This is a genomic window from Chitiniphilus shinanonensis DSM 23277 (assembly GCF_000374805.1).
Classification (GTDB): domain Bacteria; phylum Pseudomonadota; class Gammaproteobacteria; order Burkholderiales; family Chitinibacteraceae; genus Chitiniphilus; species Chitiniphilus shinanonensis.
Window position 1 is genome coordinate 91,773 of sequence record NZ_KB895341.1, and the last position, 15,159, is coordinate 106,931.

The following is a 15,159-nucleotide window of genomic DNA, read 5'->3' on the forward strand; positions in this document are numbered from 1 at the left end:
CTCTGTGTCTACAGATTTTTCCCATGTCTACAGATTTGCCCCCACCTCACCCCCGCAACGCCCCATAGATCCGCTCGGCCAGTTCGGCGTTGATGCCGTCGACCTGCATCAGGTCTTCCACGCTGGCACCCTTCACGCCTTGCAGGCCGCCGAAGCGCGACAGCAGCCGCTGACGGCGTTTGGGGCCGACGCCGTCGATCTCTTCGAGGCTGGACGCCACCCGCGCCTTGGCGCGCCGCGCGCGGTGGCCGGTGATGGCGAAGCGGTGCGATTCGTCGCGGATCTGCTGGATCAGGTGCAGGCCCGGGTGGTCGGCCGGCAGGCGGATCACCTCGTGGCTGGTGGCAACGATCAGTTGCTCCAGGCCGGCCTTGCGCGTCTCGCCCTTGGCCACGCCCAGCAGGATCGGCTGGGTCAGCCCCACTTCGGCCAGCACCTCCTCGGCCTGGGTCAACTGCCCCTTGCCGCCGTCGATCAGGATCAGGTCGGGCACCACGCCCTCGCCCGCCGCGATCTTGCCGTAGCGCCGGGTAAGTACCTGCTTCATCGCCGCGTAGTCGTCGCCGGCGGTGATGCCTTCGATGTTGTAGCGCCGGTATTCCTTGGGCTGCATATCGCCGCGGTCGAACACCACGCAGGACGCCACGGTGGCCTCACCCATGGTGTGCGAGATATCGAAGCACTCGATGCGCTGGGTCTCTTCGGGCAGGTTCATCGCCTCGACCAGCGCGGTCAGCCGCCCGGCCTGGCTCGCCGCCTGGCTGGCGCGTTGCAGGATGGCGAACTCGGCATTCTTGCGCGCCATGTCCAGCCAGACGCGGCGCTCGCCGTTGGGGTTGCAGTTGAGCACCACTTTGCGCCCGGCCTGCTCGCTGAGCAGCTCGGCCAGCACCGCCGCATCGTCGGGCGCCGGATGGCAGATCACCACCGGCGGCACGTTGCGGTCCAGGTAATGTTGCGCCAGGAACGCCGACAGCGCCTCGGTCGGGCCGTAGTCGTCCGCATGCGACGGGAACAGACTCTTGTCGCCGACGTGCCGGCCACCGCGCACCATCGCCAGGTTCACGCACAGCATGCCGCGGTCGGCCACGCAGGCCACGATGTCGGCGTCCAGCTCGTTGGTGTTGCTGGAGACGAACTGGCGCTCCTGCACCTTGGCCAGCGCCTGGATCTGATCGCGCAACGCGGCGGCGGTCTCGAAATCCCAGGCTTCCGACGCGGCCTGCATCCGCGCCTCCAGGTCGGCCAGCAATTCGTTGGCCTTGCCTTGCAGGAACAGCACGGCGTGGTTCACGTCGGCGCGGTACTGCTCCTGGTCGACCAGTTCGACACAGGGCGCCGAGCAGCGCTTGATCTGGTGCAGCAGACAGGGGCGCGAGCGGTTGGCGAACACGGTGTCCTCGCAGGTGCGCAGCTTGAACACCTTCTGCAACAGCTGGATCGATTCCTTGACCACGTAGCCGTTGGGAAACGGCCCGAAATACTGGTTGCGCTTGTCCAGCGCGCCCCGGTAGTACGCCAGCCGCGGATAGCGGTGGCCGGTGACCACCAGGTAGGGGTAGCTCTTGTCGTCGCGAAACAGGATGTTGTAGCGCGGCCCCAGCGCCTTGATCAGGTTGTTTTCCAGCACCAGCGCTTCGGCCTCGGAGCGCACCACGGTGGTTTCGATGCGCTCCACCTGCCCCAGCATCAGGCGGATGCGCGGCGAAAGGTCGGTCTTCTGGAAATACGAGCTGACCCGCTTCTTCAGATCGCGCGCCTTGCCCACGTACAACACCGTGCCGTCGGCCGAGAGATAGCGATAGACCCCCGGCAGGTTCGGCAGGGTCTTCACGTGATCGAGCAGGCGCTGCTCGCGCGACGGGGCGGGTTCGGTCATGGACGGATCGTTGGGCATAGGCGGGCTATTCTAGAGCCTGTTCAAAGCCTTTTCACGACAGCGTTCGAGGCAGTGCCGGTGTGCGGCAAGGCGCAGGACGCGCTGCGGTATGAATACCGTGAGCGGCTTGCAACGCCGCCGCGTGCCGGCAATGCCCCGAACCCGAAGGGCTGGGCCGCGCCAGGCCGGGATAAACGCCAGCTGTCACCAATCGATATGCCGGGCAGCCAGCGCGATCAACGCCGCAGCCAATGCCACGCACGCCAGTCCCCAGCCCAGGTGCGAGGCATGCGCGACGAAGCCGATCAGTGGCGGCCCCAGCAGCGCCCCGACCGAGCCGGTGGTGGTGATCGCCGCCAGCGCCACCGGCCCCTGGCGCGCGGCGGCAAGGTAGATGCACGGCGACGCGGCGGCGATGCCTAGGCCGACCAGGGCGAAAGCCAGCAGCGCCGGCACCGGCCCACCGAGCAGCAGGCCCGACGCCAGTCCGGCGCCCGCCAGCAGGCCGCCCCAGGTCAGCAGGCGGCGGCTGCCCCAGCGGGTGCGCCACGAGTCGCCCAGCCAACGTGCCAGCAGCATGGTTGCAGCGAAGCATGCCAGCCCCATCGGCGCGAAGGCTTCCGAAGCCCCGGCCCGCTCCTTGAGATAGAGCGCCGACCAGTCGGACATCGAGCCCTCGATGACGGTGCCGCACAGTGCCGCCGCACCCAGCCACAACGCCGCGCCCGATGGCAGCGAGAAACGCCGGCCCGGCTCGGCCACCGGCTCCGGCGGCAAAGACAACAGGCGGCGGCCGGCCCACCACGCGGCGCTCCACATGCCGAGCGCGGCGACAAGGAAGTGCAGCGCCAGGTGATCGAACAAGGCGGTCACGGCCGACGCAAACAGCGCCGCGGCCAAGCCGCCCAGGCTGAAGGTGGCGTGCAGCCGCGACATGATGGCGCGGCCGCCCTGCAACTCCACCTGCACCGCCTGGGCATTCATCGCCACGTTGAGGCAGGCGGCTGCCACGCCTTCGAGCGCCATCACCAGCAGCGCCAGCCGATAGCTCGGCGCCAGGCCGAGCGCCAGCAGCAGCGCGGGCAACAGTGCCGCGGTGATCCAGCACGCGGTGCGCGCGCCCAGGCGCCGCAATACCCAGGCGGTGACCGGAAACGAGAACACCGCGCCGAGCCCGCTGGCCAGCAGCAGGAAACCCACCTGGGAAGGGTCGAGCGACAGCTTGTCCTTGAGAGCGGGCAGGCGCGAGGCCCAGGTGCCGTAGTTGAAACCGAGGACGAAGAACAGGGTCGCCACGGCATGGCGCGCCGGGCGCAGCGGTACGGCAGTCATGGAATCAACGACGGTCGGGTGCGGGCGATGCGGGCGGCGTGGGTGCCTGGGCATCCGGGATGAGGTCGGGCAACGATAGCACCGGGGCCTCGACCGTGGAACCGGCCTCGACCAGGTAGACAAAGGCGAGCAATTCGGCCACCGCGCGGTACAACTGCGGCGGAATGCGCTGGTCGAGATCGACCTGCATCAGCATCGCCACCAGTTCGGGCGATTCATGGACGAACACGCCGGCCTCGCGCGCCTTCTCGATGATGCGCTCGGCCACGATGCCCTGCCCCTTGGCCACCACGCGCGGCGAGCCGCTGCCTTCCTGGTAGGCCAGCGCCACCGCCTGCTGGCGGTCGGGCGTATTGCGGACGACCTTACGCGCCATCGGCGGCCGCCTCCCCACCCAGCTCGAACTGGGCGATGTTCAGGCTGAGACCGGCGGCGTCGAACTGCCGGCTCAACTGACCCTGCTGCTCGCGCAGGCGCGCCACGGTATCGGGCCGCTCCGCCGAGAACTGCAAGGTGAACTCTCCCTGGTACAACGTGGCGATGATGGAAACGCCGCCCAGGTTGGGCAGGTCGAGATCCAGCCGGGTCTGCCAGCGCTGGGCCTCGGTATCGACGTGGCCGTCGGCGTCGCGCTGGTTTTCCAGCTCCAGTTGCCACTTCAGCGGCTGGCCGGGCCAGGCCTGCCCCTGCCAGATCACCGGGCGCTGTTCGATGGTGTCCAATTGCTGCTGCACCAGCCCCTTGAGCAGTGCCTGCGCCTCGGCCCCCAGCCGCTGGTCATGCACGTTGAGCAGCCGATCCAGGCCCGGCGAGTTGCCGCGCATCTGCGCCAGGTCCTCGGCGTTGTGCCCCTTGTCGCCGGCCTGCTGCTGGCCGAGCTGGGTATCCTGCGGGCGCGGCAGCTGCGCCTGCGGTTCGCGCAGCAGCGCTTGCAGGCTGCGCTGCCCGTTGACCCATTCGGCCTGGTGCGATTCGTAGAACAGGCCGCTTTCCGACAAGGCGCCCGCCAGGCGCGACGCCAGTTGCGACGGATCGGGCCGGCCCGCGGCCAACGGCTCGCTGCCCTGCAAGGTGACGGTGGCCTTGCCCGGGTCGCCGCGCCCGCCGGTCAACAGGGTGGTCAGGTACTTGGCGGCCTGGCTCAGCGCCGCCTCGCGGCTCTGCGGCGCGGCCTGGCTCTGCTGCGCCATGGCGAAGGTGAGCTTGGGTTCGCGCCCGACCACGGTCAGGTCGAACTCCTCGCCGGGTTGGGTATTGCGCGGCAGGTTCAGGTCGAGCAACTGGTCCTTCACCAGGACAGCGAAGCGGCCGTTGGGCATCTGCTCGACCACAGTGGCGTGCACCCGCTCGCCCGGGGTATAGCGGGCCGCGTCGTCGGGCGACGGCTTGAGGACTTCGACCAACCCCTGCTGGGTACGGACGTACAGTTGCAGTACGCTGACCGATGGATTGCCCGGCAACATGTCAATGCCCGTCCATGTGCGTCGCGGACAGCTCGCGGCGGGCGACGACGGGCAAGGCGCGCCTCATCGGGATACGCACCACGCCCGCTGGGTTGCGCGCGCTGTCGCGCGGCGTGCTGTCGGCGATCGTTGGGTGATTCGCGTTCGTCCGCCCTGGGCCGCGATCCGGTCCATGCGCGGTCAACCTTGTCGTTCCGCGCGATACAGCGCGGCGATCAGATCGGCCTCGCCGCGGCTGATGCCGCATTCGCGCACCATGTCTTCCACGTCCGCCCCTTGCCGGGCCATGCGGATGGCGTGCGCATAGGGCGTTTCGCTGGCGGGAAGCTCCACGGCATCCTGCAGATGCGAGGTGGCGGCAAGGCGGATTTTCAGCGCCTCGATCTCGCGATGCAGCAGGGCAACATGATCCTCCAGCGCCTCGACGCGCTGGTGATCCTCGCCGTCGCGCGGCTGGCGGCGCGCCTTGCGCAGGAACAGCAGCAACTCGGCGACATAGAACAGGATGAGCACCAGGCCGAGGTAAAGGAGTTGCGGCCAGGTGACGACGATGCCATTCATGCTTGCCCGCTCCCTGGGCGTTACGTGTCAATTTCGATCATGCCATCGCAGCGACGGATCCGACGACCTCGTCCGGCGCGGCGCACGATCCACGGCACATCATCCCATTCCGGCAACTGGCCGGGCATTGTACAAACCCCTTACGCCCCTGCCCCGGCCCAGCGGGCAACCTCGTCAGACGCGGTAGGCGTTGCGCAGCTTGGACGAGTTGTGCAGGCCGTTGAGCATCGCCGCCAGTTGCGGCCGCCATGCCGTGCACAGCGCGGTCAGTTCGTCGATGGCCTGCTGGGTATCCAGCAACAGCGTCCTCAGCACTTCGCGCTGTTCCGGGGAGTAGTTCTCCCAGTGGATATCGCGCAATTCGTCCTGCAAGGTGTTCCAGGCTTCCTGGTTGCCCAGCATTTCCTCCCAGCGCGCGTTGCGCGCCTCGCCCAGCATGCGGTGCGTCAGCAGATTGAACGCGGTCAGCAGCTGGGTGACGTCAAGCTCTTCCATAACTCAGGGTTCCACGATCGGGAGCGGGTGCCGCTGCGCCGGCCTCGGGCGCAACCGGAACCGGGGCGGCGGTAATGCTTTCCCAGGCTTCCTTCAGGTCGGTCAGCAGCTCCAGCACGTGATCAAGCAAGTCGGGATTGTTGTCCAGGTTGGCTTCGAACAGCTTGCCGGTCATGTAGAAGTACAGCGCTTCCAGGTTCTCGGCCAGCTCGCCACCCTGCTCCTTGTCCAGCGAGATGCGCAGGCCCTCGTCGATGATGGCGATGGCCTTGCTGATCGAGGCGCCTTTCTCGGCGATCTCGCCATTGAGCATGTGCAGCTTGCCCAGGTGGATTGCCTTGATCGCGCCGTCGTACAGCATCACCACCAATTGTCCCGGGCTGGCGCTCTCGATGGTCGCCTCCAGGCCTTGCTTGCCATATGCGGAAAGCGCGCGTTGCACACCGACAGACATGATGTAATCCCTTTAAAACGTTACTTGCCGGACGCGAGGTTGCTCAGCATCGACAGCTGCTGCGTCAGATAGGAGCTGACACCGCTCATCTTGGACATCTGCACATCCAGTGCGGTGAATTGGTCACGATACCGCTTTTCGGTGGCATCCAGCCGACGATTCAGCGCCAGGCCCTGCGCATTCATGTCCTTGATGTTCTGGTTCAGCCCGTTGATCCGGCCCTGCACCGCCCCCTTGTCGGACAGCAGCGAATTCAGGGTCTGATCCAGCCGGCTGGCAAAGCCGCGGCTGAGCGACAGTGTTCCATAGTAACCGGCGGTGTCGCCAGTGATGGTGAGCTTGAGCCCTTCGGACGGGCCGGTACCGTTGAGCACCTGTCCGCTGCCGGTGGCGGCGGCGCCGTTGATCGTGCCCGCGACGTCCTTGCCCTCGCCGCGCTGGCCGACCTTGAGGCCGAACAGTTCGGTCTGCGCGCCGGTACTGGTGATCTGCACCTTCGAGGCGCTGCCGTAGCGCGTCGAGGTCATCTCGAACTGGTTGGTGGTGGCATTGAACGCCATCGACACCGATACGCCGGCACCCTTGAGGTTGGCGTCGCCGTTGATCTGCGACTGGATTTCCGCGGCCAGCGCGGCCGGGGAGGAATAGCTGCCGGCAGTCAGCTTGATCTGCTTGGACGACACGCCGTCCACGGCGACCATGATGGTGTCGTTGTCGCCCTCGGTGATGGTGAACGGCCCGGCCGGATCGATGGCGAGGCCGGTCAACTGCGCACGCATGGCGGGCTGGGTGATCTCGATGTCGTACTTGCCGGTCTTGGTCGAGGTGGTGGACGAGGTGAAGGTGACACGCGCGTCGCTGGCCACGCCGTTCTGCGCGAACAGGCTGGCCACGTCCTCGGGCCGACTGTCGAGCGCCTTTTGCAGCTTGCTGTTGTCGAGCGTCATCTTGCCGGCCTTGTCGAAGCTGATGCCGACATCGGTCAGGCTCTGGTAGAAGCTGCCGTCGCCCAGACGCTCGTTCAGAGTGGAACGGATAGCATTCTGCATCGAGCGGATGACGTAGTCGCCGGTCAGCAGGCCGCTGGTCTTGTCTTCCTGGTTGTAGAAGCTCAGCTCATCCACGCCCTTGACGAATTCGTTGTAGGCATCGACGAATTCCTGCACCGATTTCTTCACGCCAGTGGTATCGCGGGTGATGTTCAGCGTGGTGGATACCGGCTTGCCGGTGGTGGTGTCCTTGGCGCTGACCTTCTGCAGGTTCAGCGTGACGCCTTGCAACAGGTCGCTGACCGAGTTGCTCGACTTGCTGATCTCGATACCGTCCAGGGTGAACAGCGCGTTCTGCGCCGCCTGGGTCTGGCTCAGGTTGCTGGTGCCGGTGGGGTCGTAGGCAAACTTCGACAAGCCGCTGGTATCGGTGTTGTTGCCGTCCGTATCCTCGACCTGGATACGCATGCTGTTGGCCACACCGCTGTCGGTCGAGGACAGCAGCAGGCGATAACCGCCGCCATCGTTGATGATGGTGGCCGTGACACCGGCGTTCTTGTTGTTGATGGCGTCGCGCAGACCGGTCAGCGTGTTGTTCTTGCTGTCGATCTCGATCGTCATCGCGCCCTTCTCGCCGTTGACCGAGAACTTGTCGTCGCTCTGATCGCCGGGGGTGCCGCCATCGTCGAAGGTGCCGAACTGGATGGTCAGCTTGCCGGTGCCCACGGGCGAGCTGGCGCTGGAATAGACCTCCGACTTGAGCTTGTGGCTCTGGGCCAGTTGCGACACGGCCAGGCTGTAGCTGCCCTGTTGTGCCGCCGCGGAGGTGACGACGGTGCCGATGGTGCTGTCGGTCAGGCTGCCTTGCAGGCTCTTGTAGGCACTGTTGCTGGACAACGCCAGCACACGTGCCTGGAACGACGACAGCGAGCTTTGCAACGAGCCGATGGCCGAAATCTTGGTCTGTGCTTCCTTGATGCGACTGTTCAGCTTGTCCAGCGGCTGGCTCTCGATCTGCATGAGTTGCGAGATGATGCCGTTCACATTAAGGCCCGAACCCAGGCCCGCGGATGAGATAGCCATTGTTATGTTCCTCTAGACACGTCTGTACAGGTGATCGGCAGTTTAAGCCTGTTCTTTAATCAGCATTCCCCGGAACTGGTCGATGGCCTTGGCGATGGCCAGCACTTCTTCCGATGGAATCTGCCGGATGACTTCGTCGGTTTCTCCATCCATCACCTTGACCACCACCATCTCGGTGTCCTCGTCGATGGAAAAACGCAGGGAATTACTGTTGGAAAGCAGCTTGGCCGTATCGTTCAACTTCTTCAGGGCATCCTCCAGCGAGGCTTGATCCCTGGTTCCCGGCATGCCGGTCACGGCGTTGGGCAACAGGTTGGCTGCGGCAGGGGGCGCTGCGCCGGTCTGGCGGACAGCGGGATCGGACGGCAGTAAATCCAGCGGCACACTGCTCGAGGCACCGATTGATTGGATCTGCATGGTTCGCTCTCCTGTGAAAACGCCCCGATCAAGCGTTGCCTGATCGGGGCTCGATCACCTAGCGGCGATCAACTCGGCTGGCGTCTTAGCCGCGCAGCAGGCTCAACACCTGTTGCGGCAGCGAGTTCGCCTGACCCAGCATTGCCGTACCGGCTTGTTGCAGGATCTGTGCACGCGTGAGGTTCGCGGTTTCCGATGCGAAGTCGGTGTCCTGGATCCGGCTACGGGCGGCCGACATGTTCTCGGACGTCGTTGCCAGGTTGGCCATCGTGGCGCTGAAGCGGCTTTGCAGTGCACCGAACTTCGAACGTTGGTCGGCGATGCGAGCCAGGGCGTCGTCCACCACGCGCAGCGATTGGGTGGCCTTGTCGACCGACGACACATCCAGCTTTTCCACCGTCTTCAGGTCGGCCTGGTAGGTCGAGCCCGAGGCGAACGCGGTGCTGTTGTTCGATGCCGTGAACATCACACCCGAGGTGAACGAAGCACCGCTGGTGGTCACCGAGAACGAGTTGGCCGAGTTCAGGGTCACCTGGCCGGCGAAGGTCACCGAGCCCGAGGCACCCGCGCTGAACACCGACGAGCTGGCCATGTACTGCTGGGCCCCGGTCGACGCGGTTGCATTGAAGTTCCAGGCGGACACGGTGCCGCCGAAGCCGGAGGCCACGCCGCTGGCCGAGCTCAGCACAATGTTGGAGCCATCGTCCGAGGTCAGCTTGATACCGTATTGGACGGTGCCGCTCGAATCCTGGAAGGTATCGAGCTGGGCGGTCACGCCGGTCTGGGCCGACTTCTGGTTGAAGGCGGAGATCGCCTGTTCGTATTCATCGGCGTCGATGCTACCGTTGTTGTTGGCATCCTTCACGTTGAAGGTCACCGACTGGAAGGTGTCGCTCTTGGAGCCGACCGCCAGGGTGTAGGTACCGCTGCCCATCGAAATAGTGGTTTCGGTACGGGCACTGGCCTTCACGCCGACGTTGGCCTGGTTGATCTTGGCGGCGATGTCGCGAGCCATGTCGGTGCCGGTCACCGAGATCGAGGTGCCGTTGATGCTGAAGGTGCCCGCACCGCTGACGGCTGCGCCGGCGGTATTCACGGTACCGGTGGCACCGGCGGCGTAGGTCGAGGAGCCGGTCACGAAGTTGCTGATCGACTTGGCGCCCGTGCCGTTGCCCGCGCCGGTCTGGTAGGTACCGTACTGGGTGGTGCGCAGGTTGGCGGTGGTGGCGGTGATGGTTTCGTTGGAGTTCGCGCCGACCTGGTAGGTGGCGGCGGTGAACGTGCCGTCGAACAGCTTCTGGCCGTTGAACTGGGTGGTTTGCGCGGTGCGGTCCAGTTCGGCGGTCAGCGATTGCACTTCGGCGTTGATCGCTTCGCGGTCGCTGGCGCCCAGGGTGGCGTTACCGGCTTGCACCGACAGTTCGCGGATACGTTGCAGCATGTCGCCCATCTGGGACAACGCGCCTTCGGCGGTCTGCGCCAGCGACACACCGTCGTTGGCGTTGCGCTGCGCCTGATCCATACCGCGGATCTGCGAGGTGAAACGTTGGGAAATCGCCAGGCCGGCAGCATCATCCTTGGCACTGTTGATGCGCAGACCCGAGGAGAGCCGCTGCAGCGACGTGGTGAGGCTGGACTGGGAGGTGTTCAGGTTCCGCTGGGAGTTGAGTGACGGAACGTTCGTGTTGATGACTTGCATGAGGTTTCTCCTCGAGAGAACGCTTTTCTAGGGACGGTGATTCGGGCCACACGACCTGCCCTTGTTCCCGTTATCGACGCCTCATCGGGTAACTTTAGCGGGAACATGTTTTTTTTCTCATATGCCCGCAAGCCAGTCATATGGCCGCTTCCAGCCCGCCGCCCCACCATCGGAGGCCGCGGGCCGGACCAGCGGCGCTGCACTGCGTCAATCCGGCAACCAGGCTTTGCGCCACCGCTCCAGGTTCTCGCCGCGCAGCATCCATTCCCTGCGCACCGTATCCCTGAGTTCGTCGCCCAGGCGAGCAGACGAATCCAGATCCGCCAGATGGGCACGGATGGCATCGACCCAATCGCGGAAGCGGTTCTTCACCAGCGTCACACCGGGCAGGCCGCTGCGATAGCAGACGATATCGGTGGCCACCACCGGAAAGCCGCAGATACCGTACTCAAGTAAGCGCAGATTGCTCTTGCACTCATTGAACAGGTTATGTTCCAGCGGCGCGAGCGCAAGGTCGAGATCGAGACTGGCCAGCTTGGCCGGATACTGCTCGATCGGCACGCCGGGGTGGAACTCGTGCACGTAGGGCCGGAGCTTGTCCGGGCACATGCCGAAGAACACCCATTCCACCTCGTTCGCCAGCTCCTTCACCACGTCGGCGATCAGCTCCAGATCGCCGGTATGGCTGGCGCCGCCGCCCCAGCCGACGCGGGGCTTGGCGCCGCCACGGCGCTTGCTTTGCACGCCATCCCACCAGCCCACCGGCAGGCGGTTCTCGATCACGCGGATATCGCTGTGCAGTTGCAGCTCACGATAGGCCTCGGCCAGCGGCGCGGTCGAGACGACGAAGCGGTCCACGTAGGACAGCGCCTTGCGCATCTGCTTGAGCACATCCTTGGGCATGGCGTCGCGATGGAGGCTCTTCATCGGCAGGTTGGGCAGATAGTCGTCCAGTTCGTAGACCAGGAAGCACGGCGTATTCCTGCGCATATGGCGGATGAACTCCACCTGCAGCTCACTGTTCTGCCGTTGCAGGATGATCGAATCGGCACCGAACTTGGCCAGTTCGAACGGCGGCAGCAGTTCGAACGACACCGCGCCGTCGATCAACAGTGCGTCGTACATGGCGATATACGGTTGCAGCACGCGGTAATGGCCGCAGCCCATCTGGTCACCCGGATGCGCCAGCACGCGCGGCGCGGCCGGCCACGAGATCGGGCGATGCGTGAGGAGGCTGCGCGTCTCGACTTCGAAACCATTGCCGCTCAACGTCATGTTGCGGTTGTATGCCGGATCGTGGGCGATCACCGACCACCACTTGCGGTACATGGCGTCCCCCTCGCGCTCCAAACGCTTGCGCTTGGCCTCCAGCTTGTCCGGATCGATCATCCTCTGACTGACGCTGCCTTCGTGCAGCAGCGCGGCATAGGGCGTCCAGACCGTGAAGTAGCCTTGTGCACGCACCTTCAGGCACAGGTCCACGTCGTTGAACGCCACGACGAAATCCTGCTCGTCCAGGCCACCGACCGCCTGGTAGACCTCCTTGCGGATCATCAGACATGCCGCGGTGACCACTGGGTAGTTCTGATCCACCGCAAAACGGAACATGTAGCCCAGGGCGTCGGCCGGCATACCCACGCCGGGATGGTCGGCCGGGCCGCGTAGCCCCACCACCACGCCGGCATGCTGGATGCACCCATCCGGGAAATGCAGCTTGGCACCGACAACGCCCACCTCGGGCCGTTGCGCATGGTTGAGCAGCGCCTCCAGCCAATCCGGCTGGAACACGGCGGTATCGTTGTTCAACAGCAGCAGGTATTCGCCACGGGCAATACCCACGGCGGCATTGTTCATCGCCGAATAGTTGAACGGATACGGATAACGCAGCACCCGAATACGCTCGCTGCCCAGCGATTCCAGCCCATCCAGATACGCCTGGGCTGCGGGGGTCTCGCTGCCGTTGTCCACCACGATCAGTTCGTAGTTCGGATAGGTGGTCTTCTCCATCAGCGATTCGATGCAGCGCCGCAACATCGGCAACTGATCCTTGGTCGGCACGATGATGGATACCAGCGGCTGGGCAGAATGCTGGTACAGCACGCGTTGCAGGCCCGGTGCCGCGCCTTGCCGGATCTCGTGGGCGATGCCCAGGCGCTCCAGGTGGGCACTGGTGGCGCGCATCGTCGCCTCGGCAATGTCGGGTCGGGCAAGCCACTGGCCGAAGGATTGCGCCGCGTGGTGCAACAGGTGGTCGAGGTGGCCGATGGTGTGCAGGCCCTTTTCCTCCACCACCCGGAACAACAGTTCCAGGTGACCCGCCTCGCCCAGATGGGTCGGCCAGCCGCCCAGCTCCAGCAGGCAATCGCGCTGAATGGCAAAAGCACTGCCGACGTAGGGCATGCTGCGCAGCAGATCCAGGTTGAAATCGGGCTTGAAGACCGGCTCGCCGAAACCGCCGTCGCCGTCGATGGCATCCTCGTCCAGATAGCAGCAGGTGAGCGCTTCGAACTCGTCGATGCCCTCGGCCAACAGCAGCAGCGCCGACGGTTCCAGCCGGTCGCCGCCATGCAACAGGAACAACCAGTCGCACGGCAGCTGCCTGGCCACTTCGTTCAGTTGCTCGGCCCAGTCGTCGCCCACCTGCAACCACAATACCCGGTCGCTCTGGTTACCCGATGGGGCCGGGTTGCGTGAAAGGATGACGATCGACGCCGGCTTGTAGAGCTGCTCGCTCAGGCTGTTCAGGGTATCGACCACCTGGCGGATACTGCCCGCCAAATCGAGTACCACCGCGGTAATCAGCGGCTGCTTCCGCCAGGTCTGCATCCGGGCATCGAAGTGCTGCGCTTCAGCGCGGGTCAGGCGCTGCTCGGCCAGCCAGCGAGCATACTGTTGATCCTTGCCCGGTTTGCTTTCAACCGGGTCCGGGGCAACTTCGACCTGGGTTTCGCCCCCTCCAAGCCGCATCTCCAACTCGTGCTTGTAAGGCGCTGCCTGAGCGACATCGTGCTCACTGGCACGCAACGCCAGTTCGTACGCCGTGGCCGTGGCCATCATGGGCCGCTGGAAAAAGTTCTGATCCGCCTGTTCGAACATGCGCGCCAGTTCGAGCAAGGCGGCGGCCCGCTGAGCCGGGCTGGTACATTCGACCGGTAGCAGGCGTTCAAGCGGCCATTGCTGTGCCGCCCGCGTCATGACAGCAACCGTTTCGATTCGCGTCTGGAAACTCGGCCCTTCGCTGCCGAACACGCTGAGATTGCGCCCGTGTACCCGGTAGTCGGTCAGGCGCTCGGGCAGGCGAGCCAGTTCGCCCCGCAGCAGTAATCGAACCCACAGATCGTAATCCTGCACATACCGCAGCAACGGGGAGTACCCCCCCAACGCGTGCAGATCCGCCGCCCGGATCATTGCCGAAGGCGCATTCAGCATGTTCCCGGCCAGCAACTGACGGCGCAGGTGATAAATGGGCTGATTGAACAGCGCGTCGATCTGCGCCAGATGCGGAGCCGGCTCGCCATGCTCGTCGATGGGGGAAACTTCGGTGAACACCGCCACCGTGTCAGGGTGATGCAGCAGGTATTCGACCTGCTTGGCGAGGCGATCCGGAAGCATGCGGTCATCCGACCCCAGCAGCGCGATGAACTCGCCGCGCGCCGCCTGGAATGCCAGATTGGGCGCGCGCGTGGGCCCGAGGTTCTCCTCCAGGGCAATCAAGCGCAAACGATCGGGATGACGCTCTGCGTAGTACCGGATGATCGTGGCGGTCTCATCGGGTGACGCATCGTCCACCACCACGATCTCCACATTCGGGTAGCTCTGCGCCAGCACCGACTCGAGGCATTCGCCGATGTAGGCGGCGTGGTTGTATGAGCTGATGCAGACACTGACCAGCGGTACGCATAGCACCTCGCGGATGGCCGCCGCCCGGGCGCGAAGTTCTTCCTGGTCCATGCCCGAACCACTGGACAACCGCTGCTGGTAGTGGTGCCAGATCCGCTCGCCGGCCGCGCTCAAGCGTTTTGCTCTCTCTGGATCGGTCAGGTTCGATTCGAGGATTTCAGTGTGCTCGGTCAGCAACCGCTCCGAAGCAGAGGCGCTTTGTGCTTCCTCGCCGGCCTGCACGCGCCGGCCGACGGTGGACTGGCGCAGGAACACGAAGTCCGGGTATTTGCGGGCGATGCGCGTCCACAGTTCCCAGTCTCCGGCCTCCAGGTCCGGCCGGCGCAACGAGCCGTCCGGCAGCCGCACCGTATCGAACACGCTGCGCCGCAACATCACGGCAGGTGGCTCGATGTAGTTGCCGAAGCTGAGCAGGTCGACCACTTCGTCGCGGTGGCCGAAGTAGGAATGCGGCAGATGGCCGGGATGCGCGGCATGGCGCACCGTCTCGCCGTGTTCATTGATCCAGCTGCATTGGGTGTACGCCAGTGCCGCCTCTGGATGCAGCTCCAGCGCCGAGAACAGCGAGGCCAGATGATCGGGATGGATCACCTCGTCCGAGCCCAGCACCACCACATAGCGCCCACTGCCCGCTTCGACACAGCGGTTGTAGTTGCCAATCGCCCCCAAGTGCTGCGGATTGACCTCGTAGCGGAAGTTGGGATGGTCCCGGTAGCGCGCCAGCACCTCCAGGGTATCGTCTGTGGATTGATCGTCGAACACCAGCAATTCGAACGACACGCCGGCCTGGGCCAGCACCGATTCGATGGTCTGGCCGATATAGCGCGCGTTGTTGTACGACATCACCGCGACAGTGACATCCGGGCGGGCAGTTGTAGTCATGATTG

Annotated in this window: 11 protein-coding genes; all 11 read right to left on the minus strand. The window is 64.9% G+C overall.

What is annotated here, in order from left to right:
• Positions 1-46 precede the first annotated feature (46 nt).
• The 11 genes from uvrC to C556_RS21615 all read right to left on the minus strand — a co-directional run bounded on the left by uvrC (position 47) and on the right by C556_RS21615 (position 15,154).
• The gene (uvrC, locus tag C556_RS0109380) at positions 47-1,897 is read right to left on the minus strand and encodes an excinuclease ABC subunit UvrC (protein ID WP_373279202.1); all 1,851 of its coding nucleotides are present in this window, start codon (positions 1,895-1,897) and stop codon (positions 47-49) included.
• Between the two features lie 186 nt (positions 1,898-2,083).
• On the minus strand, positions 2,084-3,211 hold the full coding sequence (locus C556_RS19940) for an MFS transporter (RefSeq protein ID WP_018747991.1): 1,128 nt from the start codon (positions 3,209-3,211) through the stop codon (positions 2,084-2,086).
• 4 nt (positions 3,212-3,215) lie between these two features.
• Complete coding sequence (locus C556_RS0109390) at positions 3,216-3,587, minus strand: EscU/YscU/HrcU family type III secretion system export apparatus switch protein (RefSeq protein WP_018747992.1); 372 nt, start codon at positions 3,585-3,587, stop codon at positions 3,216-3,218.
• Positions 3,577-4,674, minus strand: a complete 1,098-nt coding sequence (fliK, locus tag C556_RS0109395; RefSeq protein WP_018747993.1) for a flagellar hook-length control protein FliK — start codon at positions 4,672-4,674, stop codon at positions 3,577-3,579. The genes C556_RS0109390 and fliK overlap by 11 nt, the downstream gene beginning before the upstream one ends.
• A 180-nt stretch (positions 4,675-4,854) precedes the next feature.
• Positions 4,855-5,235 carry a DUF2802 domain-containing protein gene (locus C556_RS0109405; protein ID WP_018747995.1) on the minus strand — a complete coding sequence of 127 codons (381 nt, stop codon included), beginning with the start codon at positions 5,233-5,235 and terminating at the stop codon, positions 4,855-4,857.
• Positions 5,236-5,409: 174 nt separating this feature from the next.
• Entirely contained in the window at positions 5,410-5,730 is a 321-nt protein-coding gene (locus C556_RS0109410; protein WP_018747996.1) for a flagellar protein FliT, read from the minus strand.
• Positions 5,717-6,184: a flagellar export chaperone FliS gene (gene fliS / locus C556_RS0109415; protein WP_018747997.1), complete on the minus strand. Its 468-nt coding sequence runs from the start codon at positions 6,182-6,184 to the stop codon at positions 5,717-5,719. The genes C556_RS0109410 and fliS overlap by 14 nt, the downstream gene beginning before the upstream one ends.
• Positions 6,185-6,204: 20 nt before the next feature.
• A complete protein-coding gene (gene fliD, locus C556_RS0109420) occupies positions 6,205-8,256 on the minus strand; it encodes a flagellar filament capping protein FliD (protein WP_026262955.1) in 2,052 nt (683 codons plus the stop codon).
• Between the two features lie 42 nt (positions 8,257-8,298).
• The gene (locus C556_RS0109425) at positions 8,299-8,673 is read right to left on the minus strand and encodes a flagellar protein FlaG (RefSeq protein ID WP_018747999.1); all 375 of its coding nucleotides are present in this window, start codon (positions 8,671-8,673) and stop codon (positions 8,299-8,301) included.
• Positions 8,674-8,758: 85 nt separating this feature from the next.
• Entirely contained in the window at positions 8,759-10,372 is a 1,614-nt protein-coding gene (locus C556_RS0109430) for a flagellin N-terminal helical domain-containing protein (RefSeq protein ID WP_018748000.1), read from the minus strand.
• Between the two features lie 207 nt (positions 10,373-10,579).
• Entirely contained in the window at positions 10,580-15,154 is a 4,575-nt protein-coding gene (locus tag C556_RS21615) for a glycosyltransferase (RefSeq protein WP_169338611.1), read from the minus strand.
• Positions 15,155-15,159 lie beyond the last annotated feature (5 nt).

Bases quoted from the DNA above. Each gene is read 5' to 3' on its own strand.
- uvrC (WP_373279202.1), bottom strand. From the start codon at position 1,897: ATGCCCAACGATCCGTCCATGACCGAACCCGCCCCGTCGCGCGAGCAG.
- C556_RS19940 (WP_018747991.1), bottom strand. From the start codon at position 3,211: ATGACTGCCGTACCGCTGCGCCCGGCGCGCCATGCCGTGGCGACCCTG.
- C556_RS0109390 (WP_018747992.1), bottom strand. From the start codon at position 3,587: ATGGCGCGTAAGGTCGTCCGCAATACGCCCGACCGCCAGCAGGCGGTG.
- fliK (WP_018747993.1), bottom strand. From the start codon at position 4,674: ATGTTGCCGGGCAATCCATCGGTCAGCGTACTGCAACTGTACGTCCGT.
- C556_RS0109405 (WP_018747995.1), bottom strand. From the start codon at position 5,235: ATGAATGGCATCGTCGTCACCTGGCCGCAACTCCTTTACCTCGGCCTG.
- C556_RS0109410 (WP_018747996.1), bottom strand. From the start codon at position 5,730: ATGGAAGAGCTTGACGTCACCCAGCTGCTGACCGCGTTCAATCTGCTG.
- fliS (WP_018747997.1), bottom strand. From the start codon at position 6,184: ATGTCTGTCGGTGTGCAACGCGCGCTTTCCGCATATGGCAAGCAAGGC.
- fliD (WP_026262955.1), bottom strand. From the start codon at position 8,256: ATGGCTATCTCATCCGCGGGCCTGGGTTCGGGCCTTAATGTGAACGGC.
- C556_RS0109425 (WP_018747999.1), bottom strand. From the start codon at position 8,673: ATGCAGATCCAATCAATCGGTGCCTCGAGCAGTGTGCCGCTGGATTTA.
- C556_RS0109430 (WP_018748000.1), bottom strand. From the start codon at position 10,372: ATGCAAGTCATCAACACGAACGTTCCGTCACTCAACTCCCAGCGGAAC.
- C556_RS21615 (WP_169338611.1), bottom strand. From the start codon at position 15,154: ATGACTACAACTGCCCGCCCGGATGTCACTGTCGCGGTGATGTCGTAC.